Source organism: Neorhizobium sp. T25_13 (assembly GCF_002968675.1).
Lineage (GTDB): Bacteria > Pseudomonadota > Alphaproteobacteria > Rhizobiales > Rhizobiaceae > Neorhizobium > Neorhizobium tomejilense.
Genome location: NZ_PVBI01000009.1, coordinates 47,176 through 68,939 on the forward strand (window position 1 = coordinate 47,176; position 21,764 = coordinate 68,939).

The following is a 21,764-nucleotide window of genomic DNA, read 5'->3' on the forward strand; positions in this document are numbered from 1 at the left end:
GGCCGCATTGATGTAACCTCCAGGGAGCGCGCGGGGCCGGTTTCACAGGTCCTGCGCGCTTGTTCTTTCGCCGGCCTCGTTGTCGGCGTCTAATTCTGTGCGATCGTCGTGCGCGGCGAGGCCCAGTTGTGCCACTGCTCTTCCGATCCGTGGAAGACGTTGAGGTCGATCTTGCCGTCGACGCCGTGCGACAGGCCGGAGCCGGAATATTGCCAGAACAGCCACCTGCGGCCCGGATAGACCTTGGAAGGATGCTGGGCGACGGCGCGCAGCCAGAACGGATAGTTGAGCAGTTCGCCCGACAGGTTGTCCTCGTAGAAATCCGGCGCCGTGTAGATGATCGGCCGCTGGCCGTAATAACGCTCCAGCTTGTCCATGAAGACCTGCATCTTTTCTAGCACCCGGGCGCGGGAGAGTTTCGCCTTGCAACTCGACTCGCCGTTCCATTCGACGTCGATCACCGGCGGCAGAGCGTCCGGATCGCGGGGCACGTTGCGGATGAACCAGTCGGCCTGTTCCCCGGCAGTGCGGCACCAGTAGAAGAAATGGTAGGCGCCGCGCCGGATGCCCGCCTCCTTGGCTCTTCGCCAATTGGTCCTGAACATCGGATCGAGATGGTCGCCGCCATCGGTCGCCTTGATATAGGCGAAGTTGGCGCCCTGGGTGCGAAGCTTCGCCCAGTCGATGTCGCCTTGCCAGCGCGACACGTCGACGCCGTGCACCGGATAGCTTCTCGGCGAAACCCTACCAAAATTGATCGGCTTGGCATCGCGGAACTGGCGGCTGTAGATCTGCAGGCGCCCCCTGTGAGGTACGGTTTCCAGCGCCGGCTGGTCGGGCACCAGCATGGCGACCGGCCGCTCGGCTGGAAGCGGCATGCCGACCGTCGTTTCCCGCACGAAGGCCTGCGGCGCCGGCATCGCACCGTTCCAGGCGATCTCCTGCTGCTGCGGTAAGGTCTGCTGCTGGGGCGACTGCGGCGCGCCGATCCGCGCGGTCTTGCCGACACCGACCGACGGGACGGGGGCGGGCAGATCGACCGAGCCTGTTTTCTCTTGGGTGGCGACGCCGGCGACCAGCTCGTCCGGACCGGATGCCGAGGCGCAGCCCGCCAAAGCGAGGCAGGTGACAAGGAGTGCTGGCACAGCCGATAAACGCATTTTGAAACCCGTACGCAAGACAACAAAGACGGCCGCCCCCGCCGTCGATAAACCCCGACAGGAATTGCTAACGGAAAATTACCAAAAAATGCTGAATCCAATCTTTACGCGCGGAGATGTTCTGAAATCAGTCGCGCGGGATGATCGACCTCGCCGGATTTCCCACGACCGTGGCGGCCGGCGGCACGTCCCGCGTGACGACGGAACCTGCGCCGACGATCGCCCCGTCGCCGATCGTGATGCCGCCTAGAATGATCGCGCCGCCACCAATCCAGACGTTGGCGCCAATGCTGATCGGGCGGCCGACCTCAAGACCTTGGGCGCGCAGGACGGGGTCGCGGTGGTGATCGGCGCAATAGAGCTGGACGCCCGGCCCTAGCATCGAATGGGCACCGATTCTGACCGGTGCGGTGTCGAGGATCGTGCAGCCGGCATTCAGATAGACGCCTTGCCCAAGAAAGACGTTGAAGCCGTAGGCGCAGTGGAAGGGGGCTTCCAGAAATGCGTCGGGCGCTGCACCGAACAGCGTGCGCAGGGCAGGCGCCATCGCACCCCGGTCGGCGGGCGGCATGGTGTTATGCGCATGCACGGCCATCCGCGCCTTGTCCCTCAGCGCGTCGAGTTCCGGATCGAGGCAGCAATACCACTCGCCGGCCGCCATCTTTTCGCGTTCGCTCGCCATCCCGTCTCGTGACCCTTCCCGCTTCAGCGTTCCGCCTCGGCCTTGACCCGGGCGGCCTCGCGCCGTGCGAGGCTTTCGGGCGGCCACATCCTCTTCGTACTATAATATTCATCGAAGACGTTAGCGCCTTCCGGCAGGCCCACCCAGCCGACTTTCGAGCGCGTAAAGATATGCACGTCCGGTGAGAATTCGGAGCGCCTTTCGAGCGTCTGGACCCGGACGAACAGCATCCATTGGCGCCGGCCGTAGTCGCTCCAGACCGCTGTCTGGCATTGCGGGCAGCGGTAGATATCGTGGGGCAGGCCGCTATCGGTCTTCATCGCCACTGCGACCGGCTGGCTCTCAGTGATCTCCACCCGGTCGGCTTCGATCAGCGCATTGATCGCAAAGGCGCCGCCCGTCTGCTGTTGGCAATCGATGCAATGGCAGCAATGGATGAACATCGGCCGCCCATGCATGCGATAACGCACTTTGCCGCAGAAGCAGCCGCCCTCGAATATTTCGCTCATCTTCCGTCCGGGCTCCCTCAGATTACGCATGTCGAATATGAAATATTCCCCGGCCCTCCCGCAATGCAAAATGAAGAAGACGAGACCGGCATGTTCTGCTTTAAAGTTCGCGAACACGACATGAGCAGGATCAAACGCATGACAAAAGAGCGCATTGGTATCGTCGGCCTCGGCCGGATGGGCAGCGCCATGGCGGAACGCCTTGCAATGCAGGGTTTTGCAGTGGCGGGATGGACACGCAGCGGTCTAGCGCCCGAGACGGCGACGGCCCTTGGAATCTCTGCCTCAGTCGACCTGGCTGCACTTCTCGATGCTTCGGATATCGTCATCCTGGCACTGCTCGACGATGCAGCGGTGCACGCGATGCTCAGTGAACTCACCGCCGCCGATATCACCGGCAAGCTGATCGTCGATACCAGCACCGTCAGTCCCGAGACGCTGCGCGCCCATCACGATGCGATGGGCAAGGCGGGTGCGGCGCTTCTCGACGCGCCGATCTCCGGCGGGCCGGAAATGCTGCTGGCGGGCACGGTCGGCCTTTATATCGGCGGCGCGGAGAAGGATTTTCAGCGTTTCCTGCCGGTCGCCGACGTTCTTTCCAACCGTATTCACCACGTCGGCAAGCTGGGCGACGGTGCATCTGCGAAGCTCGTCAACAACATGATGCTGATGGGGCTGTGGCAGATCATGAAGGAAGCCGTCGAGCTTGGTGGCAAGGCGGGGCTCGGGCGCGACAAGATGATCGAGATCCTGTCCGGCAGCCCGGCGGCGAGCCCGGCCATGCGGTCCCGGCTTCCGGTCATACTCGGCGAGACCGAGGCAGTCGGCTTTCCGGTCTCCGGCGTGCTGAAGGACATGGGGGTGGTTCTCGACCTTGCCCGCGGCCTTGGCGTCGCAACGCCGGCCATCGAGGCGGCACGCGCCAGCTTCGAGAATGCGGCGGCGCTTGGGTTTGCCGAGGCCGATCTCGGCACAGTCGTACGGCTGGTGCTCGAAGGAAAAGGCTGAGCCCCGGAGAGGCTCAGCCCTGATAGCGAAGTTAGAATGTCCGGCCGAGGCGGGCGTCGACCGACTGGCTATTGCCGCCGCGCAGGGCGAAGAACAGGAAGATCGCTGCCCAGAGAATGGATTTTTCCGCACCGGCGAGACCCTGGTTCTGTGCGATGCCGTGGAAATAGACGGTGACCAGAAGCACGATCATCGCTGCGAAGGAGGCCGGGCGGGTGAAGAGGCCGATGGCGACGAGGATGCCGCCGAAAAATTCCGTGGCGGAGAGCAGCGGCGACCAGAAGACGCCCGGATAGAAGCCGAGGCTTTCCACCATGCCGGCTGCGCCGAACGGATTGGTGATCTTGCCGAAACCGTGGGTGACCAGCAGCACGCCGGCCGTCACGCGCAGGATCGTCTCGACGATCTCATGGGCGGAGGTATAAACGGGGGCGAGCGCCGGAATGATCAGGCGGGAGCGGGTGGTGGATTGAAGAGCCATGGGACCTCTTTTTATGAAAACGACGCGACTATCGTTGCTGCAGCCCCAAATTGACGTTCGCGCTCCTTCTGTCGAGGTGCCTGCGTTCAAAAACTTGACTATTCCAGTTGACATTATTGTGAGACCGAATTGACTAGGGTAGAAGGCGAAACATGATGGAAAAACCGCGCATTACGATTCTCTATTGCACCCAGTGCAATTGGCTGCTCAGGGCCGGCTGGATGGCGCAGGAGCTTTTGCAGACCTTTGGCGACGCGCTCGGCGAAGTGGCGCTGATTCCCGGCACCGGCGGCAATTTCGAGATCCAGGTGAATGGCGAACTCATCTGGGAACGCAAGCGGGACGGCGGGTTTCCCGGGCCCAAGGAGTTGAAGCAGCGGGTGCGCGACATGATCGACCCGGACCGCGACCTCGGCCACCTGGACCGCAAGGCGAAGGAAGACGGCGAGAGCTGAGGCCGTCCGTGACAGATCCGTGAAGGTTTTTTGGCGACGGGCGCGGAAACTTCAAAAAGCCAGTTGACAGGGGAAGGTCACACCCGTACATGGCTCTCCGTCGCCCAGATGGCGGAATTGGTAGACGCGCCAGCTTCAGGTGCTGGTACCCGAAAGGGTGTGGAGGTTCGAGTCCTCTTCTGGGCACCATTCCGATTTGATCTCTACCAAGATCAAATACTTAACGCCTTTCCAGATAGTTGCGCATTGGACACCTTGTAACAAAGGTCTGTAACAATGCGCTTGAGGCTTGTGCGCCCGATGGTTGCGAAGGCTCATCTATTCGCATTTTGTAAAGCGGATTCTGTTAGGCATCCGAGACCTACTCGTCGGCTGAAAGCTGGTCATTCCGCTGGGCGAGGAGATTGTGGAATTCGCCGTTACCCAGAGCATTCGGTTCTCTCCGCGAACATCTGGCCCCACCCACGACCGCCTGGGCGCTGTCGCCACTTGCCACCCGCAGGAGTCCCAGGGTGACGTGCACTTGGTGGCGCCAACGCAGGACTCACGATGCGGCTGCGTAGCGGCTGCGGCCGGTCTTTTTCGCCTCATAAAGAGCAAGATCGGCTCGGCGCATCAAAGCGTCTGTCGACTTCGCGTCGTGAGGGTACCTTGCCAGACCGATAGAAATTCCGACCTCCAGCATTTGGCCGTCAACCACAATCGGATCGACCATTGCCTTCAACAGGCTTTCAGCTGCGCTGGCGGGATCGCTTTGTCTTGATGCGTGCTTGAACAGAACGACAAACTCATCTCCACCAACACGCGCAAGCAAATGCCGTTCGTCCAGAACCGAACGGAAGCGTTGCGCCACCGCGTGGAGAAGAGCATCTCCGATCGCATGCCCATGCGTGTCATTAACTTCCTTGAAACGATCGAGATCGATCCACAGTAGCCCAAACTCCTGATTGGACAGCGCCTCTTTTCGGAGCTCGGCATGCAACAACCTTCGATTCGGAAGTCCCGTCAACTCGTCATGGTTCGCGAGGTGGTCCAAGCGTTCACGAGCACGTTTATGATCGCCAATATCGCGAACTTCGACGAGATGTCGCAACGTGCCTCCCGACAGGATCGGTGTTGTGTTGAGCGCTACGTCCACCCGCACCCCATTGGTCGCCTTTAGTTGTCCTTCAGTCTCGTAAAGGCGAGGTGCGTGACGATTGGCGCCTGCCGGGAGTTCAAAAAAGTCGGCAACGGCACGACCTTCGATACTCGACCCTTCACAGCCTACTAACCGCTCGAATGCCTTGTTTGCCGAGATGACCTCATCATCCTGACAAATAAGGATGCCGATCTGTGCGGCCTCGAGAATGCATCGCATCTGTTGGGCGTCGGCGGTCGCGTCATGAGCACGTCGATCAAACAGAATCGTCACCAGACTGAAGATCACGATCAATGTTGTGACCACGGCAATGGAAAGCCCGAGGAGAAATTCCGACAGGTTCCCATCCGCAACTCGAAGAGACGGGTCTGCCCGAAGAAGGGCGGCACTCATCGCCGTGAAATGCAGCATGCAGATAGCCGCACCGAATAAGGTTCCCGCGGCAAGGCGAGATCCGACCGAAGCACGTCGACGTCCAGCGAATGTCGCCGCGATCACCAGTGAGCTGCCCGCGCAGATCGAAAGCGCAACGAGAGGCAAATCCCACTCGAAAGTGCCGGCAAATAGCAAAGCCCTCATGCCGATGAAGTGCATGATGCCAATTGCGGCGCTAAGAAGAAGACCGCCCGCGAGGGTGTTGACAAGACCAGGCGACAGCAACCGGGGCGTCGCAGTTGCGGCAAAGGCAATTGCAAAAAAGGCCGAAATCGCTGTGAGACCTACATCGTAGCTCACAAACGCAGCGGGTTGAAAACCCAGCATGGCGATGAAGTGCGTCGACCAAATTCCGCCACCTGCGGCGAAGGCAGCCACAAATACCCAAACGATCTTCATAGGTCCAGATCGCGCTCTGGCATGGTCGAGGATGGTGAACAGTGCAAAGCCCGAGAAGAGCGCGACAACAATCGCCAGGATAACAAGCGTCGGATTATGATCGGTGCTGATGCAATCGAGTATGCGAATGAACATTTGGAGCTCCGCTACCGGCTAAAATCGACTTGCTGAGCGGGAGCCATGTCTCACTCGAGATAAAAGGCTCACGATCAGGGATTATGGCTGTGCAGCGCAAACACTGTCGATCCAACGATCGACGCGGCCCTTAATATTGATTTAAATTTATAGAGAGGTTTCTATCCATCTGGACGTAAGAGGCTGAAAAAATGGAAACGCTCTTGCTCCAGGTGGACAAGTATATTCTGTGGAGAAAGCCGGCCGCCTGCCGGTGTTGAGGTTGGCGTTGCGTGGCTCCTTTTCCGTTTGCAGCAATCCAGTTTCACTTGCGTCCAGGGCGCTCCCACAGCTTGATTGATCGGCACTGCGCGTTGTTGTTCTGCCGCGGGGCAGGGGTCGTCGGACTGTGCATAGACAGGGCGGGAAAGCTGGAGTATGCGGGCGCAGGAGCCTTGTGAGCTGAGAGAAAAAGACCGTGACAGACCTCAATCAAGTCTTGCCTGACCGGAAAATACGGATTCGCAAGACGGGGGTATGGCCGGGTGTGTTTTCCTATCTCGGGGGGCTGATGATCCTGGCGGTGGCGGGGTTCATCGGGGTGTGGCAGGCGCCGGGCGTGGTCAATGACTGGCTGGTCGCGAGCGATCCTGTGGCGGTGCCCGACGCGACGATCACCGATGGGGAATGCCGTGCGCGGCGGGTGGTGTTCGTCGAGTGCTCAGCCCACATTACCTATGAAATCAAGGGCGAGACCCTGGAACACGATATCGATTTGATGTTCGTGGATTTCCACGCGGGCGACTACGAAGTCGAGGTGGTGCGGTCGGCATCGCAGCCCAACCGAGCGGCGCTGTCGCTGGGGTTGGACATGCTGTGGAACCGCACGCTCGTGGATAGTGCGCTCGTGCTGGCGATCGCGGCAGGAGGGATCGCCCTCCTCGCCGGGGGCGTCAAAAGCGATCGCAGTCGCCGGTTAGCGCGGCGGGAATCGAAGCTGGATCTTCGGGAAGTTAAAGTGGCCCAAATCAGCCCTGTCTTGGGCGGCAAGTATGTTCAGTTCCAATATAGCGTTGACCGCAAGGGCAAGCCGCTGCTGGCGCTGTCGCGTTTTGGTGGGAAGGAAGAGCCCTATTGGATCGACGGGCCGCGCGGGATGGCGCTGGCGGCTCTGCCGGAAGGGGCGAGCGTGCCCGTACTGCTCGACGCGGCGCTCAAGCGGCTCGATGCCTCGCCGCCGGAGATTGAGACGATTGCGGCACGGTTAAAGCGAATGATGGCGGGGGCTTGAGGAGGCAGTCTTCTCCGTGCGCATCACGTCCGGTTCCAGATGTTGAGCCGATGCCCCGAAGGTTTTACCCTCGACCAGATCCGCTAGCACTACGGGTGAGATGCATCCTGATTCGCGACGCTCCTGCCCATCGAGACCGACGCGCGAAGAAGTTCGATGAATTCTTCCGCTTTGACACTCATAATTTTCGTCTTTCCATCCGTGTGATGAATCTCGATAATCTCCGACGCAATGCCCTTCTTTGAGTCGATGCTGTGGATCCGAGCAAAGGGTATGCTCCACTCCGCCGGTTTGCCGGTTTTGATCAGGCCTTTCCTCGCGAAATGAACGTCGCTTGATCGGATGGAGAATTCGCCGCCGACCCATTCACCACCATTCCGATGCAGCATCCACGCAGAAGCCGGCAGCAGGATCCACCTCCAGAATGGGATTTTGTAGTCGGCCGGCAATGGGGTCAACCATGCCGCAGGGATCGTATATGTCTTTGGTCCGGTCAACGCATCGTCCTCATCCAGGCACCGAGGTTGGCGAATAGCCAATTTAGCCAGGGCGGCCAAGTGAAAAGCGAGGGGATCCGGAGGCTCCCGCTCCGGGCGCGAGTGCCCGCCAACAGGGAATGCCTTGGTGCCAGTGGTTACTCGGTGGCTGAGACAAGGCCCAGCGCCAAGGCATATAGCGGAACAATCCAGAGCAAGGTGGCAAAAAAACCGGAGAACCAGAACCGCCTTGGTATATCATCGTCCGCCAGTCGCCGCATCCGCCGTGGCGGCGTGCGGGCCTCCGACCTCCTCCATAACAGGCCGGTGAAAAACAACCAGCTTGCAATCCCGCCAATCAATGTCACGGCGCAGAACAACACTATACCTACACCGATCGCCAATGATGCGAGGAGCCCGCTGAATTCGTAGTTCAGGAAAGCGATGACGGCGGCGGCGATCGCCAGGCCGATTGCCAAAAACGCCCAGTGGCCCCGAACGTTGACAATGGCTTCTCTGGCTTCAGATGGCACGGCGCGTATCGCAGCCGAAATGTTGGCGTTCAACTCATCCTCCCGATGGCGTCACCGTCCGCCGTTTGCGCGGATCGCAACATTCCAATCTGGATGAGTGGCAAAAGGTTCCGGATGAAGGCCAGGTTTCCTTCGTGGGTCGTATCAGCGCCCCCTATCAAGCGCTTCTAAGCAGCCGCAGCCCTGGGCGTTTTGAGACCGAGAATCCGCACCGCGTTATCATGGAAGATCTTCTGCTTGGTCGCGGCACTCATCTCGATCTCATCGAGAAGTTTTAGGCAGACGGCCGGATCCCAGCAGGGATAGTCCGTACCGTACATGACGTTGTCGGCGCCGAAATATTCGATCGCGAACTTCTGGCCGGCGGAATGCGGTGAAACCGTATCGGTGAACATTTGGTGCAGATAATGGCTGACCGGCTTGGTCAGGCCCGCGGTCTTTGAATTCTTGTCCATGCGGCCGGATTGGTATGGCAGTGCCCCGCCCGTATGCGACATGACGATCTTGAGGCGCGGATGACGCTCCATGGTGCCGGAGAGGATGAGCCGCGACGCTGCCGCGCTCACTTCCACCACGCGGCCGAGGCTCAGATGCAGGGCATCATTATATCCCTGCATGACATCGGCGAAAACCGCATCGGTCGGATGCAGGAACATCGGCAGCCCGAGTTCCGCAACTCGCTCATAAAAGGGTTCCAGCCGGAGATCGTCGATCATGCCTTCCTTGCCGACGCTGCCGGGTAGGTTGACGCCCATCAGACCGAGCCGGTTGACCGCGTCGTCGAGTACTTCGATCGCAACTCGCGTGTCGACCAGGGGGATTGCGGCCGAGGCCCAGACACGGCCGGGATAACGCCGCTGCGCCCAGGCCATTTCCTCGTTCCATGTGAGCGCCGCGTCGCGGCCTTCCTCGACCGGCAGTTCCGAAAAGTAGATCGACAGTGGACCGATGGAGCAAACCACCGAAATCTCATGGCCGAGACTGTCCATATAGGCGAGCTGCTCGTCGAGATCGAACCACTCCTTCCAGCTCGCCACCGTGCCGCGGCGTCCGTTGGCGCCGTGATAGGTATAGCCACCACGCGCGTTCACGACAGCCTTCGGGAAACCTTCCCGCTTCAGAAGCGGTTCGAAAATCGACCGCGGCCACCAGTGGAAATGGGAATCGATGATCTTCATCAGACTTGTCCTTAGATGTTCTTCAGCGGTTGCTATCGACGCGCCACGAATCGGTCTTGCTTTCCAGGAACGACAGGATCTGGGTCAGCAGCACACCGAGCGCGATGACGATGACGATCGACACCATCATCTTGGTGGTCTGCATCAGCTGGCCGTAATAGGTAATCGCGTAACCGAGGCCGGCATTGGCGCCGAAGAGTTCGGCAACCACGACACCCGTCAGCGCCCGGCCGACGCCGAGGCGAAGGCCGGCCATCATCACCGGCACGGATCCCGGCAGAGCGACGCGCAGGAAGATATCGAGCGGCCTGGCCCCGAAGGAGCGCGCAGCGCGGGCCAGATCACGATCGGTATTCTTGATGCCCGATAGCGTGTTTGCATAAATCGGCGTCAGGGCGAAAAGGAAGGCGATCGCGATGATCGTCGGCGTGCCATAGCCGAGCCCGGCGACGAACAGCGGATAGAAGGCGACAGTCGGCGCCGAATATTTGAACCAGATGAACGGCTCCAGCGCCGATTCCACATCCGCAAACCAGCCGGCCAGCATGCCGAGGATAATGCCCACTACGGCAGCAAGGGCAAGCGACCAGACGAAACAATAAAGTGTCGCAGCAACGTTTGTGGCGACCGAACCGTCTTCGAACTGAACCATGAACTCCGCGGCGACCTGGCTCGGCGTCGAGATGAAGAACGGATTGATGAAGCCGGTGTCGACGGCGATCTGCCAGAAAACCACGATGCCGATCATCGACAAGGTGCCGAGTACGAGCGCCTGGCGGCGATAGAAAAGTTCGGCGATCATTTCGACCTCCAGTCGCGGATCTTGTTCTCAACCGATCGGACGATGACGGTCAGCGTGTAGCCGAAGGCGCTGACGATCAGTGCATAAACGAGCAGGCGGTCGATACGCATGGCGGAGCCATAAAGATTGAGCTGGTAGCCGATGCCCGCCTGTGAGACGAAGAGCTCGCCGACGATGACGCCGAGTACGGCGCGGCCGACGGCGAGCCTCAGGCCCGTGAGCAGCGCCGGCAGCGAGCCGGGCACGAGGATGCGAGTAAAGATGTCGAACCTGGTCGCACCGAACGAACGCGCCATGCGGAGAAACTTCGGGTCCGCCTCGCTCATGCCGGCCATGGTGTTGAGGACGATCGGGAAGACAGCGCCCAGGAAAACGACGGCAATCTTCGGCGCCATGTCGATGCCGAGCCAGATCACCATGATCGGCAGCAGTACCAGCGTCGGGGCGATATAAAGCGCCATCAGCGGCGGATCGATCAGGTAACGGGCGATCTTCGAGGTGCCGAGCAGCACCCCGAGCGGAATGGATACCACGATCGCCAGTGCGAAACCGGCGACGAACTCTGTCAGGCTGATGCGGGCGTGATAGAGGAAATTATCATTCCGGAAGATATCGATTGCTGCGAGGAAAACCTCAGTCGGGCGGCTGGTGAAACGGCCATTCACCCAGCCCATGGTCGGAGCGATCTGCCACAGGACCAGAAATGCAAGGACGGCGAGCGTGCCGATCACCGCAGAACGGGACGGACGCAGGAAAGAAAGGGAAAGCTGTCGGGCCTCCGCCGGTTCGGCGGTCATCTCTGCCGATCTCATGCGACCTCCTGCACCAGCTGCATGCTGGACATGTCTTCCGCCAGATGGGCGCGCAGACGCTTGCGCAATTCGTGGAAGTCCTCGCTGTCGAGGATTGCCTCATTGCGCGGGCGCGGCAGGTCGACCTTGATCACTTCCTTGATATGACCCGGGTTGCGGCCCATGACGACGATCTTGTCGGCAAGGAATATTGCTTCGTCGATATCGTGGGTGACGAACAAAGCCGTCTTCTTGGCGCGCTCCCAGATGCGCAAAAGCTCGGTACCCATGATCTCGCGGGTCTGAGCGTCGAGCGCCCCGAACGGCTCATCCATAAGCAGCACTTCGGGATCGACGGCAAGCGCACGGGCGATATTGACGCGCTGGCGCATGCCGCCGGAAAGCTGGTGGGGATGATAGTCGGAGAAGCGGCCGAGACCGACGAGGCGGATCATCTGCATGGCCCGCTCGTTGAGGTCGCCGCCGCTCCAGCGCTGCATTTCGAGCCCGAACTTGACGTTGCCGCGCACCGAACGCCAAGGAAGCAGAGAGGCTTCCTGAAACACCACCGCGCGGTCGGGCCCGGGTCCGTCAACCCGCTTGCCGTCGATCTCAATAGACCCACGCGTCAGGTCGACAAGCCCTGCGACCGCCATCAGCAGCGTGCTCTTGCCGCAACCGCTGGAGCCGACGATGGTGACGAACTCGCCCTTTTCGATCGACAAGGCGACACCGTCGACGGCAGAGAACACCTCGTTGCTCTTCGGTTTGCGATAATCGATTCCGAGATCGCGGATTTCAATCTGCGCCACTGCTTCCTCCTCCTGGAGCGGGCCTCCGCCCGCTCTCGTTATATTGTCATGCAGATGGAAGGCTCACTTCGGCTTCCACTCGTTGTAGGTATCGTGGAACGTGCCGATCCAATACTTGTCGACCGGCATAGGCTGCTTATAGGTGCCGTTCATCATGCCGACGTCCCAGAAGGCCTTCATGCCCGCATCGCTCGCCAGACGGCCGTCTTCGAAGATCTCGTCGATGAAGTCGTCATAACCGCGGTTGAGATAGGTCTCCTCGAGGCCGAGCTTGGCGGCCAGAAGCTTGACCGATTCTTCCTTGTGGGCCTTGGACCACCGGACAGCCTTGGCAAAGCCGCGCAGCACGGCCTTGATGGCATTCGGATCGTTCTTGATGAAATCCTCACGCGCATAGAAGCAGTGGAACGGGAAATCCGGCGCGATCGACTTCTGTTGCAGGATCAGGTTGAAGCCACGATCGGCCGCCATGAACTTTTCCGGGGTCGCGAAGATGTTGACTTCGAGCTGGCCGGCTTCCATCGCTGCGAGACGCGGCACGGAGCCGCCGCCCTGGACGATCTGCACTTCGCTTTTCGGGTCGATGCCCTTGGTCTTCAGCGCATAACGCGTCAGAAAATCGGTCGACGAACCAAAGGTCGAGACACCGAAACGCTTGCCCTTGGCTTCTTCGAGCGTCTTGATCGACGGCACCGAATACCAGTCGAAGACGGCCATGTTGAAGCCGCCGTAGAAGATCTTCACGCCCTGGCCGGTTTCGACCCCGACAAGCGCTTCAGAGAACGCGCCAACGCCGATATCCACGGCGCCGGCAACCATGCCGCGCACCAGATCCGTGCCGCCCTTGAAGGCGACGATCTTCACGTTGATGCCCTCTTCCTTGAAGAAGCCCTGGGCATCGGCAACATAGATCGGCAACAGGGTCGAGGTATTGAGCGGCAGGCCGATCGTGATGTCCTTCTTCTCGATCGACTGCGCACTCGCCGCCTGAAAGGACAGCGCGGCAAGTGCCGCCGCTGTCGCCATGGTTTTCAGAAATTTCAACATTCTCTCCTCCTTGTGATGCCGGCACTCCCTGCGGCATCTGCTTTCATGAATTCCAGTGCCCCTTCAGGCCGCCTCGCTCCTTGGGAAAGAGGCATCCGTAAACGTCAGCAGCAGGCTGCTGGCCTCCTGAACCGCAGCCGGGCCGGCTTCGGCAAGCGCGGCTTGCAGCCGACGCAATCGCCGCGCTGTCGTAGCGGGAAGGCTTCCGATCTTGCGGTCGAGCATTACCTGCGCGTCCTCACCGGAAGTCTGCGGCCAGACGGCCTCGTGTGTCTGTCCCTTTGCCGAGACGACAACCCGCGCCGGCCAACCTTCGCCGGCGAGCGTGTCATCGGCCGTGATGGTTACTCTCTTGAAGGTCATGACATCCGCATTGAAGGGACGCGCGCGGTCGACATCCATCAGCCGTGCCGGCTCGAAGGCGGCAATACCGAGCTGCAGGCCGAGATGGGCGATGGTCGATAAACGATCCTCGGCAACAAGCGGCCGGCTGACGACGGGGGCTGCCACCGGCGGCAGAAAAACTTCGATACTGTCGATGGTATTGGGATCAACGCCCTTCTCCAGCAGATGACGGAAAGCCTGGATCGCATTGATGCCCTGGCGGGCGGAGACGAAGGGCTTCATGCCCACCCGTGCGAGTGCCAGCGGATCAACATGTCCTGGTTCCAGGGCCACGGCCTGCCCCGCCTGTCCCTTCATCCAGCTTGGAGAAAGGAGCTCGAGATCACCCTTTACTCCCGCCCTGGCAGCAAGAGCGGCGCGGATCCCCTTGAGTGTTGCTTCGCCGATCACCAGCCAACGGGCTGACGGCGTGCCGGAAGGCCGGCCGTTGCGTCCCGAACTGCCGGCCATGGACAGCACCAGCGCCTGGGCAACCTGTTCGTCCGAAAGACCAAGAGCGAATGCCGCGCTGACCGCCGCCACGGCAGGCGCCGCGAACAGACCCGGCCAGGTTTCCGGCAGGGCCGAAACGCCGCCGACAGCTTCCGACAGAGCCAAGCCGATGGCATGACCAGCGGCGACCGCCCTGACATAGGCCTCATAGTCTTGCGCAAAAATCAGTGCCGCCGGCACGGCCATCGCACCGGGCGTCGCGCAGGAAGGCACGTGGATCGCGTCCCATTCTGTAAAACGGATAACCGCCGACGCGCCGGCAGCAGAGGAAATAGCGTTGCCCGCGCCGGTCTCGCGATAGAAGGCGAGGAGTGAAGAACCTTCGGTCGCACCGGCACCGGCCGCCAGACATGCCAGCGCGTCGACGGTATGGAGGTTGACGAGATCGCGGAGTTTCTGGTCTCCGCCATCGACCGTCAGAAGAATGGAGACGAGATCGCGTGCGTTCATTCTGCCGCCTCCCGCATTGAACTATCGCCAAGGCCGACCGGACGCGACGCGACGATCGTCTCGCCATCGAGCGTGAAGGCCGTCGTCAGGATGCCGTAGGGGACCGGCGCGGCAAGCGGCGTTTGCGCATCCGCCACGACCTTCAGCGGCCGGGTGCCGTGCGGCGCTTCGAGATGCCAGTCGATCAGCTCGGCGCCGTTAGGCAGAGAGAAAGCCGAAATCGAGCCATTGGCCGGAAAGGCGGGAGAAGTCCGGTCCAGCTCCGTGGTCACCGAGGCAAGGCGCGCGGCGATTTCGGAAACGGCGGAGAAGGTTTCGATCCGGCGAACCCAGACGCCGTTATAGGCGACCGACAGCCGCACCGCGAAGGCGCGGCCGAGTTCTTGCCTGCCGGTGCGGATGAAACGGTGATCCTTGGACAGATCAGGAGCGACGGCAACGTAGCATTCCTCGGCGCCGGCAAGCCGCACGGCCCGCTCGACCGGACCGGTGAAATCGCCGGCAGATCTGCCGTTGATGTCACCCGCCTTGAACGCCTCCCGGGCGATATTGTCGGTGTGGCGCACGAGATCGAGTTCGGCGCGATCCGCCTGGCCGCGAACCGCAGTGAAAAGCTCCGTCGCATCGGAGAGTTCGACCGGCAGGACGGACAGGATTTCATCGACCACGCCGCCGGGCATGCGGTCGAGTTCGACCACGCCGAGACGCCTGGCGCCGACCTTGGCGAGCCGCTCGCCGGCGAGCTTGCCCGGGAACGGCGAGTGAGCGACTTCGAAAGTCGGGGCCACGGATTTGACCCACTCGCCGACGCGCTTCGACAGCGCCGTCAGGAAGATCGGAAGGCCGTCGCGCAGCACCAGGACAAGACCATCCGACCAGTAAGGCGTGAAACCGGAAACCCAGGTAACGCCGGCCGAGCGCACATGATTGGTGTAAATCAGCATTCCATCGAGACCGGCGGTGGCGATCGCCTGCTGCAGGCGGACTTGCCGGGCGGTGACGTCGGCAAGGGAGAGTTCGTCCTCGCGCCACAGGATCAGACCGTGTCTCATGCCGCTACCCTCCGGGCGCCGACCGAGAAGAGCTCGCGCGTCGTCGTCGTCAGGATTTCCGGCCCATCGGCGCGGACGATCAGCGAGTCGCCGTGCACGAAATAACCGATCTCGGGATTATAGGTATTCGGGTGCACGATCATCGACATGCCTTCTTCGATCACCGTGTTCACATCTTCGAGAATATGCGGCTTGGTATCCGGGAAGAGACCAAGTCCGTGGCCGCGCACACGGGTATATTCGCTGGTCACATACTCGCCCAAACCATGGGTGCGAAAAATGTCGTTTTCGGCACGGGCGATATCGGCTGCGGTAACACCCGGCTTCACGACGGCAAGCCCAGCTTCGAGAGCATCATTGTAGATTCCGAAGACCTTGCGCTGCGCTTCATTCGGCTCGCCGATGACCAGCGTGCGGCAGATCTGGACGTAATAGCCGTTGACGCAGGGGGTAAGCTCGGTCGTCACCAGGTCGCCGGGCTTCAGGATCTTTCCGAGCGGCGGCGCCATGCCGCGTACTTCCGGACCGCCGACGCCGATGATCATGAAATTGTCATCGACGCCTTCGTTGCGAAAGAAGGACTCGATCTCGGCAATCAGTTCGTAGTCCTTCTTGCCGACGGCGGCGGCATTGCGGAACACGGCGTAGCCTTCATCTGCCAGCCGTGCAGCGCTGCGCACGGCATTCAGCTCATCAGCAGATTTCACCATCAGCAGGCGATCGACCAGAGCCGTCGCGTCTTCGAAGCGCAGGTCGCCGCGCTGGGCGGCAAGCCCGTAGGGCAGATGACGTTTCGGGCCGGCCGCGATGCGGCTGTTGCCGAGGCGGGCGATGACGCCGGACACCGTGCCGATCAGGTCTTCCGCAACAACGGTCTTCACCTCGGGGCATTCGACCGCAGCGCGTTCGCCCTCCAGTTCGTCATCGAGATAGAGGGTCACATTGCCATCGCGGGTGACGACCGCCAGGCCCTCGCCTTCGAGAATGCCGAAGTCTGCGGCATAACGCAGGTAGTCGTTCTGCCAGGCATTGCCGTAGAGCACGAGGCCGTCGAGCCCCGCTTCCAGCATCGCCTCGATCAACCGTTTCTTGCGGATTTCGCCGATCATCGCCATGTCCTCAACCGTTCACTGCGAGGCGCCGCGGCATCTGCGGTTCGGCATAACCGTAGTCGCGGACCGCCGCTTCTCTGGAGACCAGACCATTGGCGATATCCTCGTCCACGTCGGTGCGTGAGCGCTTTCTGGGGTCGCCATAACCGCCGCCGCCAGCGGTGAGGAAGGTAATCCGGTCGCCCGGTGTGAACTGCACGTCGGTCGCCTTGTTGACCCGCAGCTGCGTGCCGTCGGCGCGATCGATGATCGCCACGCTGACCTCACCGGTATGGCCGCCATGCAGGCCCCAGGGCGGGGTGACGGTGCGGTCGAAATTGATATTGCCGCGGCAGGCGCGCAGGCAGCGATAGGTGAGCTCGATGCCGAGACCGCCACGATGTTCGCCGGCGCCGCCGGAGTCGGGCCGCAGGGCGTGCCGCTCGACGATGAACGGATACTTGATCTCCTGCAGCTCGACCGGCGTGTTGCGCACGTCGCCCTGGCAGACCGAGACGGCAGCGGATTCGCCGTCCTCGTGCGGACGACCACCCCAGCCGCCACCAAAGATGTTCATCAGCAGGAAGCGCGAGCCGTCGTCGTAGAATCCGAAGAAGGAACAGCCGCCCATGTCGCCCTTGTGGGCGGCTGGGATCAGTTCCGGCACCGCCGGCGCCAGCGCCTTGAGGATCGTGTCGATGACGGTCGGCAGCGCGATGCTCCACTGGCCGAGCGCGGCCGGCGGACGGGCCGAGAGGATCGTGCCGTCCGGCAGGTCGACGTTGAGAGCGCGGAAGCAGCCTTCGTTGACGTCGAGTTCCGGCGAGGTGAGCGCCTTGAAGGCGACGCGGGCCGCTGCGATGCCGCCCGAACGGCCGGAATTCAGGGGGCCGTTCACCTGAGGGTGCATGCCATGGAAATCGACGGTGATGGTCGAGCCCGACACGATCACCTTGACGGCGATCCTGAGCGGCGTCGCGAGATCGCGGCCATCATTGTCGAGGAAGCTTTCGGCCGAATAGGTGCCGTCCGGAATGCGTTCGATCACTTGGCGGGCGGCCTTGTCGGTCTGGTCCCAGATGGTCTCGACGCAGCTTTCCACGACGCCGCGGCCATAACGGGCGACGAGTTCGGCATAACGCTTGGCGCCGATCTGGCAGGACGCGACCTGGGCACGCAGATCGCCGAGGCTGGCATCCGGATAACGGATATTGTCCTGGATGATCTGGTAGAGCGTGTCGTTGAGCTCACCCGCCTTGTAGATCTTCAGGGACCGCATCTGCAGGCCTTCGGAGTAGATGTCGGTCGTCGCGTTGGAGCCGAAACCCTGGCGGCTGCCGCCGATATCCACCCAGTGAGCACGATTGGCCGCAAAGCCGATCAGCTCGCCGTCATGGAAGCAGGGCGCGTAGACGACGACGTTGTTCAGATGCTGGCCGCAAATATGACCATGGTTCATGACGAGGACGTCGCCCTCTTCGAAACCCTTCAGCCCGTATTTCTTGATCCCGTCCTCGACGGCGATGCCGAGGTCGGCGAGGAAGATCGGCAGGCCGCCGCGGTTCTGCGAGATCATCCGGCCGGTCGTGTCGATCAGGCCGCAGCAATAGTCGCGGACTTCGTAGATCATCATGTTGTAGGCGGATTTGCAGAGCGCCTCGGCCATCTCGTCGGCATAGGCGACGATCGCATTACGGACGACTTCAACGGTGATCGGATCGTTCTTGATCGGGGTCATGTTCTTATTCCTCGCTCTGCTTGGCGAGCGTCACCAGCAGATGGCCTGCCTCATGGACGACCACTTCGTCGCCGGGATGGATCAGGATGGTGGAATTCGGTTCTTCGATGACGGCAGGGCCGGTAAGCTTGAAGCCGGCCGGCAACGCCGGGCGCCAGTAGATCGCCGTCTTCAGCGGCCTTGCCGGATCGTCGAACACCACATCGCGACTGCCGACCTCGGATTCCGCTTCCGGCTCCCACGGCCGGGACAGCCATTCCTCGGCGACATTGTCGGTGCGGGCGGCGGTCAGGACCAGGCGCAGGCTGACGATCTCAAGCGCTTCCGTCGGCGCCGACTGGCTGTAGCGGCGGTCGTGTTCGGCATCGAAGCGGCGGCGGACCTCGCTGGTGTCGCCGGAGAGCATACCGGTATTCTCGATCGGGATTGAGATGGCGTGTTCCTGCCCGACATAGCGCAGATCGGCGAAGAAGCGGTGATCCGCCTCGTTCTCGGCGATGCCGTCACGCTTCATCTGCTCGCGGCCGCTGGCAACGAGTTCGGCATAGACCTTCTCGACGACGGTATCCGACAGTTCACCGACGCGACCGATGAAAGTCTGCACGAAATCCTGCCGCCAGGAGGCCATCAGCATGCCGAGCGCGGAGAAGGTGCCGGGAAGTTTCGGGATGATCACCAGCGGAATGTAGATCTCGCGGGCAATGGCGATCGCATGCAGCGGACCGGCGCCGCCGAAGGCGATCATTGCCGTGTCGCGCGGGTCGATACCCTTGTTGATCGAGACGGCACGCACCGACAGCGACATCGAGCTATCGGCGATCTTCGCTACGCCAAGCGCTGCCTCAACCGGATTGAGCTTCAGCGTGTTGCCGACCTTGCTCAGCATCGCCTGTTCGGAGGCCGCCTTGTCGAGCGGCATGCCGCCGTTCAGGAACCGTTGCGGATTGATGCGGCCAAGGATCAGGTCGGCGTCAGTGACGACGGGAAGGTCCGCTCCCTTGCCATAGCAGGCAGGGCCCGGATCGGCGCCGACGCTCTGGGGACCCACATGCAGGCCGCCGGCATTGTCGACCCAGGCGATCGAACCGCCGCCGGCACCGACTTCGACGATGTTGACGACCGGCAGTTGCATCGGCTGGCCGTCAGCCTCTTCGCCGATCACGTAACCGGTTTCGATAGCCGGCGCTCCATCGGTGATCAGGCTCGACTTGGCGGTCGTGCCGCCCATGTCGAAACCGATGCAGCGCTTGAGGCCGAGCAGCTTGGCGAGACGGCCGGCGCCGATCATGCCGGCTACCGGGCCGGATTCCATCATCGAGACCGGCTGTTCCTGTGCCTGGCCGATCGACATGACGCCGCCGTTCGATCGCATGATATGGATCTTGCCGCCGAAGGCGCCGGAACGGAGATAAGTTTCGAGGCGCTTCAGGTAACCTTCGACGCGGGGGCCGACAAAGGCATTGAGCGCGGTCGTCGAAGAGCGCTCGTATTCGCGGTACTCGCGAAGAATTTCGTGCGATAGCGTCACGAAGATATTCGGCAGCGTCCTGCGCAGCATCTCACCGACGCGGCGCTCATGAGCCGGATTGGCCCAGGAATGCAGCAGGCAGATGGCAACGGATTCGACGCCCGCGGCTTCGATCTCGGCGATGACGGCGGCGACCGTCTTTTCGTCGAGCGCTTCCAGAACTTCGCCGGATGCAAGGATGCGCTCCGGAATTTCGAAGGTCAGACTGCGCGGCACCAGCGGCTGCGGACGCTTGAAGAACAGGTTGAAGGCCTGGATGCGATTCGAACGACCGATCGCGTAGACGTCGCGGAAACCGCTCGTGGTGATCAGCGCGGTGCGGGCGCCCTTGCGTTCCAGCACTGTGTTGATGGCGATCGTCGAGCCGTGAAGAATCTCGTTCAGTTCGTTGGGGTCGCAGTTCGCAAGCTCGAGGCTGCGGGCGATGCCCTGGGTCGGATCGGCCGGCACGGTCGACGTCTTCGACGTCACGATCTTGCCGTCGACATAACCGACGAGATCGGTAAACGTGCCGCCAATATCAATTCCGACAATATTCATGCGTCCTCCTGTCCGCATGGAACCCATGCGGAATGCTTTAATCTTTGCGGATTGGGCCGAGACCTCGGCCAGCGGTGGCAGGAACACTCCGGCTGACGCTTAAAGGGTCAGGCTCCCAATGAGATTGTTCATGTCATTCCTCATCCTCGAACAGCATTTGATCCATTCGAACGATAACTAGCAACGGGTTTGGGGGCTTTAGGTTTGATAGCCTGTAGGCTATAGGTTATCACTATGTTCAGTATCACGCTTCGGCGCATGGAAGTCCTGGTTGCGGTGGTCGAGGAGGGGAGCTTCGCGGCCGCCGCCGACCGTTTCGGCATCGCACAGCCATCGGTCAGCGCCCATATCATGGCGATCGAGAAGGAAATCGGCGGGCAGGTTTTCGTGCGGCGCCGGGGTCGCAAGCCGCTGCTGACCGAGATCGGTCAAAGCGTGCTGCAACATGCGCGCGAGTTCCTGGCCGAAGCCGACGACATGCGCGCAGATGTCGTGAAAATCCGAGGCGAGACCGGTCAGCAGGTGGTTCTATCTTGCCAGCGAAGTCTCGCCAATTTTGTTCTGCGAAAAGATCTGACGGATTTTGCGATAGCGCGGCCGGATATCCAGCTCGTTCTGAGGATCGGCAAGCAGGAGGATGTTTTTTCCGAGGTTCGCGATGGCGTGGCCGACGTCGGCTGCTTTCTGGGCAATGAAGACCTCCGAGGCGTCCGGGCGGAAACGATCGGCCGGGAGAAGCTGGTTCTCATTGCCTCGCCGAACCACCCCCTGGCCCACCGCAAGCGCGTCAAGCCGCAGGACGTGGCCCGTTATGACTTCGTTGGTCCGCCGCCCTCTTCGCTGTTTGGGCGGGGTGTCTCGAAGCTTCTGGCGAATGCCGGTATCAGCCACGTAAAGGTCGCGGCGCAGGCGACCGAATACCAGTTCCTGCGCGAGTTCGTTGCTGCTGGTGTGGGCATTGCCTGTTCGCTGGAACGAAGCGTAGCGGCGGATCTCGAGCGCGGCGAGCTGGTCAAGATCGATTTCGCCGGAGATGAATTGGGTTTCGATGTACGGCAGATAGCCTCAATCCGCCGCCCTTTGTCAAAGCCTGCCAGTGACCTGATGGATTTCCTCCGCTCCAGGCACCAGATCCCAGGTTAACCGGACATGTT

General features: G+C 61.4%; 21 protein-coding genes and 1 tRNA gene. 5 read left to right on the forward strand and 17 right to left on the reverse strand.

Annotated features, from left to right (window positions below; translation table 11 throughout):
* Window positions 1-89: 89 nt before the first annotated feature.
* The 3 genes from C5J22_RS21045 to C5J22_RS21055 all read right to left on the reverse strand — a co-directional run bounded on the left by C5J22_RS21045 (window position 90) and on the right by C5J22_RS21055 (window position 2,351).
* Window positions 90-1,160 (reverse strand): GH25 family lysozyme, encoded by a 1,071-nt coding sequence (locus tag C5J22_RS21045; protein ID WP_105439823.1) that lies wholly within the window; start codon window positions 1,158-1,160, stop codon window positions 90-92.
* Window positions 1,161-1,287: 127 nt separating this feature from the next.
* Entirely contained in the window at window positions 1,288-1,842 is a 555-nt protein-coding gene (locus tag C5J22_RS21050) for a sugar O-acetyltransferase (RefSeq protein WP_105439824.1), read from the reverse strand.
* 23 nt (window positions 1,843-1,865) lie between these two features.
* Window positions 1,866-2,351 carry a GFA family protein gene (locus C5J22_RS21055; RefSeq protein WP_105439825.1) on the reverse strand — a complete coding sequence of 162 codons (486 nt, stop codon included), beginning with the start codon at window positions 2,349-2,351 and terminating at the stop codon, window positions 1,866-1,868.
* A 120-nt stretch (window positions 2,352-2,471) separates the two neighbouring features.
* Here C5J22_RS21055 and C5J22_RS21060 point away from each other — a divergent pair, with 120 nt between their 5' ends.
* Complete coding sequence (locus C5J22_RS21060; protein ID WP_256386143.1) at window positions 2,472-3,359, forward strand: NAD(P)-dependent oxidoreductase; 888 nt, start codon at window positions 2,472-2,474, stop codon at window positions 3,357-3,359.
* Between the two features lie 31 nt (window positions 3,360-3,390).
* On the opposite strand, the gene C5J22_RS21065 is transcribed toward C5J22_RS21060, so the two are convergent.
* On the reverse strand, window positions 3,391-3,840 hold the full coding sequence (locus tag C5J22_RS21065; RefSeq protein ID WP_105439826.1) for a DoxX family protein: 450 nt from the start codon (window positions 3,838-3,840) through the stop codon (window positions 3,391-3,393).
* A 152-nt stretch (window positions 3,841-3,992) separates the two neighbouring features.
* Here C5J22_RS21065 and C5J22_RS21070 point away from each other — a divergent pair, with 152 nt between their 5' ends.
* Complete coding sequence (locus C5J22_RS21070) at window positions 3,993-4,295, forward strand: SelT/SelW/SelH family protein (protein WP_046629407.1); 303 nt, start codon at window positions 3,993-3,995, stop codon at window positions 4,293-4,295.
* Window positions 4,296-4,397: 102 nt separating this feature from the next.
* A tRNA-Leu gene (locus C5J22_RS21075) sits at window positions 4,398-4,484 on the forward strand.
* A 355-nt stretch (window positions 4,485-4,839) separates the two neighbouring features.
* On the opposite strand, the gene C5J22_RS21080 is transcribed toward C5J22_RS21075, so the two are convergent.
* Window positions 4,840-6,405 carry a diguanylate cyclase domain-containing protein gene (locus C5J22_RS21080; RefSeq protein ID WP_105439827.1) on the reverse strand — a complete coding sequence of 522 codons (1,566 nt, stop codon included), beginning with the start codon at window positions 6,403-6,405 and terminating at the stop codon, window positions 4,840-4,842.
* 457 nt (window positions 6,406-6,862) lie between these two features.
* Between C5J22_RS21080 and C5J22_RS21085 the strand changes: the two genes are divergently transcribed.
* Window positions 6,863-7,675, forward strand: coding sequence for a hypothetical protein (locus C5J22_RS21085; RefSeq protein WP_172746735.1), 813 nt, complete (start codon window positions 6,863-6,865; stop codon window positions 7,673-7,675).
* Window positions 7,676-7,764: 89 nt separating this feature from the next.
* On the opposite strand, the gene C5J22_RS21090 is transcribed toward C5J22_RS21085, so the two are convergent.
* From C5J22_RS21090 to C5J22_RS21145, 12 genes are all read right to left on the reverse strand, one after another.
* Entirely contained in the window at window positions 7,765-8,172 is a 408-nt protein-coding gene (locus C5J22_RS21090) for a PH domain-containing protein (protein WP_172724086.1), read from the reverse strand.
* Between the two features lie 137 nt (window positions 8,173-8,309).
* Window positions 8,310-8,717, reverse strand: a complete 408-nt coding sequence (locus C5J22_RS21095; protein ID WP_105439829.1) for a hypothetical protein — start codon at window positions 8,715-8,717, stop codon at window positions 8,310-8,312.
* A 134-nt stretch (window positions 8,718-8,851) separates the two neighbouring features.
* Complete coding sequence (locus C5J22_RS21100; protein WP_105439830.1) at window positions 8,852-9,862, reverse strand: amidohydrolase family protein; 1,011 nt, start codon at window positions 9,860-9,862, stop codon at window positions 8,852-8,854.
* A gap of 22 nt (window positions 9,863-9,884) precedes the next feature.
* Complete coding sequence (locus tag C5J22_RS21105; protein WP_105439831.1) at window positions 9,885-10,664, reverse strand: ABC transporter permease; 780 nt, start codon at window positions 10,662-10,664, stop codon at window positions 9,885-9,887.
* Window positions 10,661-11,476 carry an ABC transporter permease gene (locus tag C5J22_RS21110; protein WP_046609773.1) on the reverse strand — a complete coding sequence of 272 codons (816 nt, stop codon included), beginning with the start codon at window positions 11,474-11,476 and terminating at the stop codon, window positions 10,661-10,663. The genes C5J22_RS21105 and C5J22_RS21110 overlap by 4 nt, the downstream gene beginning before the upstream one ends.
* The gene (locus C5J22_RS21115) at window positions 11,473-12,267 is read right to left on the reverse strand and encodes an ABC transporter ATP-binding protein (protein WP_105439832.1); all 795 of its coding nucleotides are present in this window, start codon (window positions 12,265-12,267) and stop codon (window positions 11,473-11,475) included. The genes C5J22_RS21110 and C5J22_RS21115 overlap by 4 nt, the downstream gene beginning before the upstream one ends.
* Before the next feature lie 63 nt (window positions 12,268-12,330).
* On the reverse strand, window positions 12,331-13,314 hold the full coding sequence (locus tag C5J22_RS21120) for an ABC transporter substrate-binding protein (RefSeq protein WP_105439833.1): 984 nt from the start codon (window positions 13,312-13,314) through the stop codon (window positions 12,331-12,333).
* 63 nt (window positions 13,315-13,377) lie between these two features.
* A complete protein-coding gene (locus tag C5J22_RS21125) occupies window positions 13,378-14,661 on the reverse strand; it encodes an MmgE/PrpD family protein (RefSeq protein ID WP_105439834.1) in 1,284 nt (427 codons plus the stop codon).
* A complete protein-coding gene (locus C5J22_RS21130; protein ID WP_105439835.1) occupies window positions 14,658-15,713 on the reverse strand; it encodes an aminopeptidase P family N-terminal domain-containing protein in 1,056 nt (351 codons plus the stop codon). The genes C5J22_RS21125 and C5J22_RS21130 overlap by 4 nt, the downstream gene beginning before the upstream one ends.
* Window positions 15,710-16,822, reverse strand: a complete 1,113-nt coding sequence (locus C5J22_RS21135; protein WP_172746736.1) for a Xaa-Pro peptidase family protein — start codon at window positions 16,820-16,822, stop codon at window positions 15,710-15,712. The genes C5J22_RS21130 and C5J22_RS21135 overlap by 4 nt, the downstream gene beginning before the upstream one ends.
* A 10-nt stretch (window positions 16,823-16,832) precedes the next feature.
* Window positions 16,833-18,542: a hydantoinase B/oxoprolinase family protein gene (locus tag C5J22_RS21140; protein WP_105439837.1), complete on the reverse strand. Its 1,710-nt coding sequence runs from the start codon at window positions 18,540-18,542 to the stop codon at window positions 16,833-16,835.
* A 4-nt stretch (window positions 18,543-18,546) separates the two neighbouring features.
* Window positions 18,547-20,610: a hydantoinase/oxoprolinase family protein gene (locus tag C5J22_RS21145; protein WP_172746737.1), complete on the reverse strand. Its 2,064-nt coding sequence runs from the start codon at window positions 20,608-20,610 to the stop codon at window positions 18,547-18,549.
* 258 nt (window positions 20,611-20,868) lie between these two features.
* On the opposite strand from C5J22_RS21145, the gene C5J22_RS21150 reads away from it, so the two are divergent.
* Window positions 20,869-21,753 (forward strand): LysR family transcriptional regulator, encoded by an 885-nt coding sequence (locus C5J22_RS21150; RefSeq protein ID WP_245440496.1) that lies wholly within the window; start codon window positions 20,869-20,871, stop codon window positions 21,751-21,753.
* The last annotated feature ends 11 nt before the right edge of the window (window positions 21,754-21,764 follow it).

What these genes read in the sequence shown, in the direction of transcription:
- C5J22_RS21045 (WP_105439823.1), bottom strand. Translation starts at nt 1,160, where the DNA reads ATGCGTTTATCGGCTGTGCCAGCACTCCTTGTCACCTGCCTCGCTTTG.
- C5J22_RS21050 (WP_105439824.1), bottom strand. Translation starts at nt 1,842, where the DNA reads ATGGCGAGCGAACGCGAAAAGATGGCGGCCGGCGAGTGGTATTGCTGC.
- C5J22_RS21055 (WP_105439825.1), bottom strand. Translation starts at nt 2,351, where the DNA reads ATGAGCGAAATATTCGAGGGCGGCTGCTTCTGCGGCAAAGTGCGTTAT.
- C5J22_RS21060 (WP_256386143.1), top strand. Translation starts at nt 2,472, where the DNA reads ATGAGCAGGATCAAACGCATGACAAAAGAGCGCATTGGTATCGTCGGC.
- C5J22_RS21065 (WP_105439826.1), bottom strand. Translation starts at nt 3,840, where the DNA reads ATGGCTCTTCAATCCACCACCCGCTCCCGCCTGATCATTCCGGCGCTC.
- C5J22_RS21070 (WP_046629407.1), top strand. Translation starts at nt 3,993, where the DNA reads ATGATGGAAAAACCGCGCATTACGATTCTCTATTGCACCCAGTGCAAT.
- C5J22_RS21080 (WP_105439827.1), bottom strand. Translation starts at nt 6,405, where the DNA reads ATGTTCATTCGCATACTCGATTGCATCAGCACCGATCATAATCCGACG.
- C5J22_RS21100 (WP_105439830.1), bottom strand. Translation starts at nt 9,862, where the DNA reads ATGAAGATCATCGATTCCCATTTCCACTGGTGGCCGCGGTCGATTTTC.
- C5J22_RS21105 (WP_105439831.1), bottom strand. Translation starts at nt 10,664, where the DNA reads ATGATCGCCGAACTTTTCTATCGCCGCCAGGCGCTCGTACTCGGCACC.
- C5J22_RS21110 (WP_046609773.1), bottom strand. Translation starts at nt 11,476, where the DNA reads ATGAGATCGGCAGAGATGACCGCCGAACCGGCGGAGGCCCGACAGCTT.
- C5J22_RS21120 (WP_105439833.1), bottom strand. Translation starts at nt 13,314, where the DNA reads ATGTTGAAATTTCTGAAAACCATGGCGACAGCGGCGGCACTTGCCGCG.
- C5J22_RS21125 (WP_105439834.1), bottom strand. Translation starts at nt 14,661, where the DNA reads ATGAACGCACGCGATCTCGTCTCCATTCTTCTGACGGTCGATGGCGGA.
- C5J22_RS21130 (WP_105439835.1), bottom strand. Translation starts at nt 15,713, where the DNA reads ATGAGACACGGTCTGATCCTGTGGCGCGAGGACGAACTCTCCCTTGCC.
- C5J22_RS21135 (WP_172746736.1), bottom strand. Translation starts at nt 16,822, where the DNA reads ATGATCGGCGAAATCCGCAAGAAACGGTTGATCGAGGCGATGCTGGAA.
- C5J22_RS21140 (WP_105439837.1), bottom strand. Translation starts at nt 18,542, where the DNA reads ATGACCCCGATCAAGAACGATCCGATCACCGTTGAAGTCGTCCGTAAT.
- C5J22_RS21145 (WP_172746737.1), bottom strand. Translation starts at nt 20,610, where the DNA reads ATGAATATTGTCGGAATTGATATTGGCGGCACGTTTACCGATCTCGTC.
- C5J22_RS21150 (WP_245440496.1), top strand. Translation starts at nt 20,869, where the DNA reads ATGGAAGTCCTGGTTGCGGTGGTCGAGGAGGGGAGCTTCGCGGCCGCC.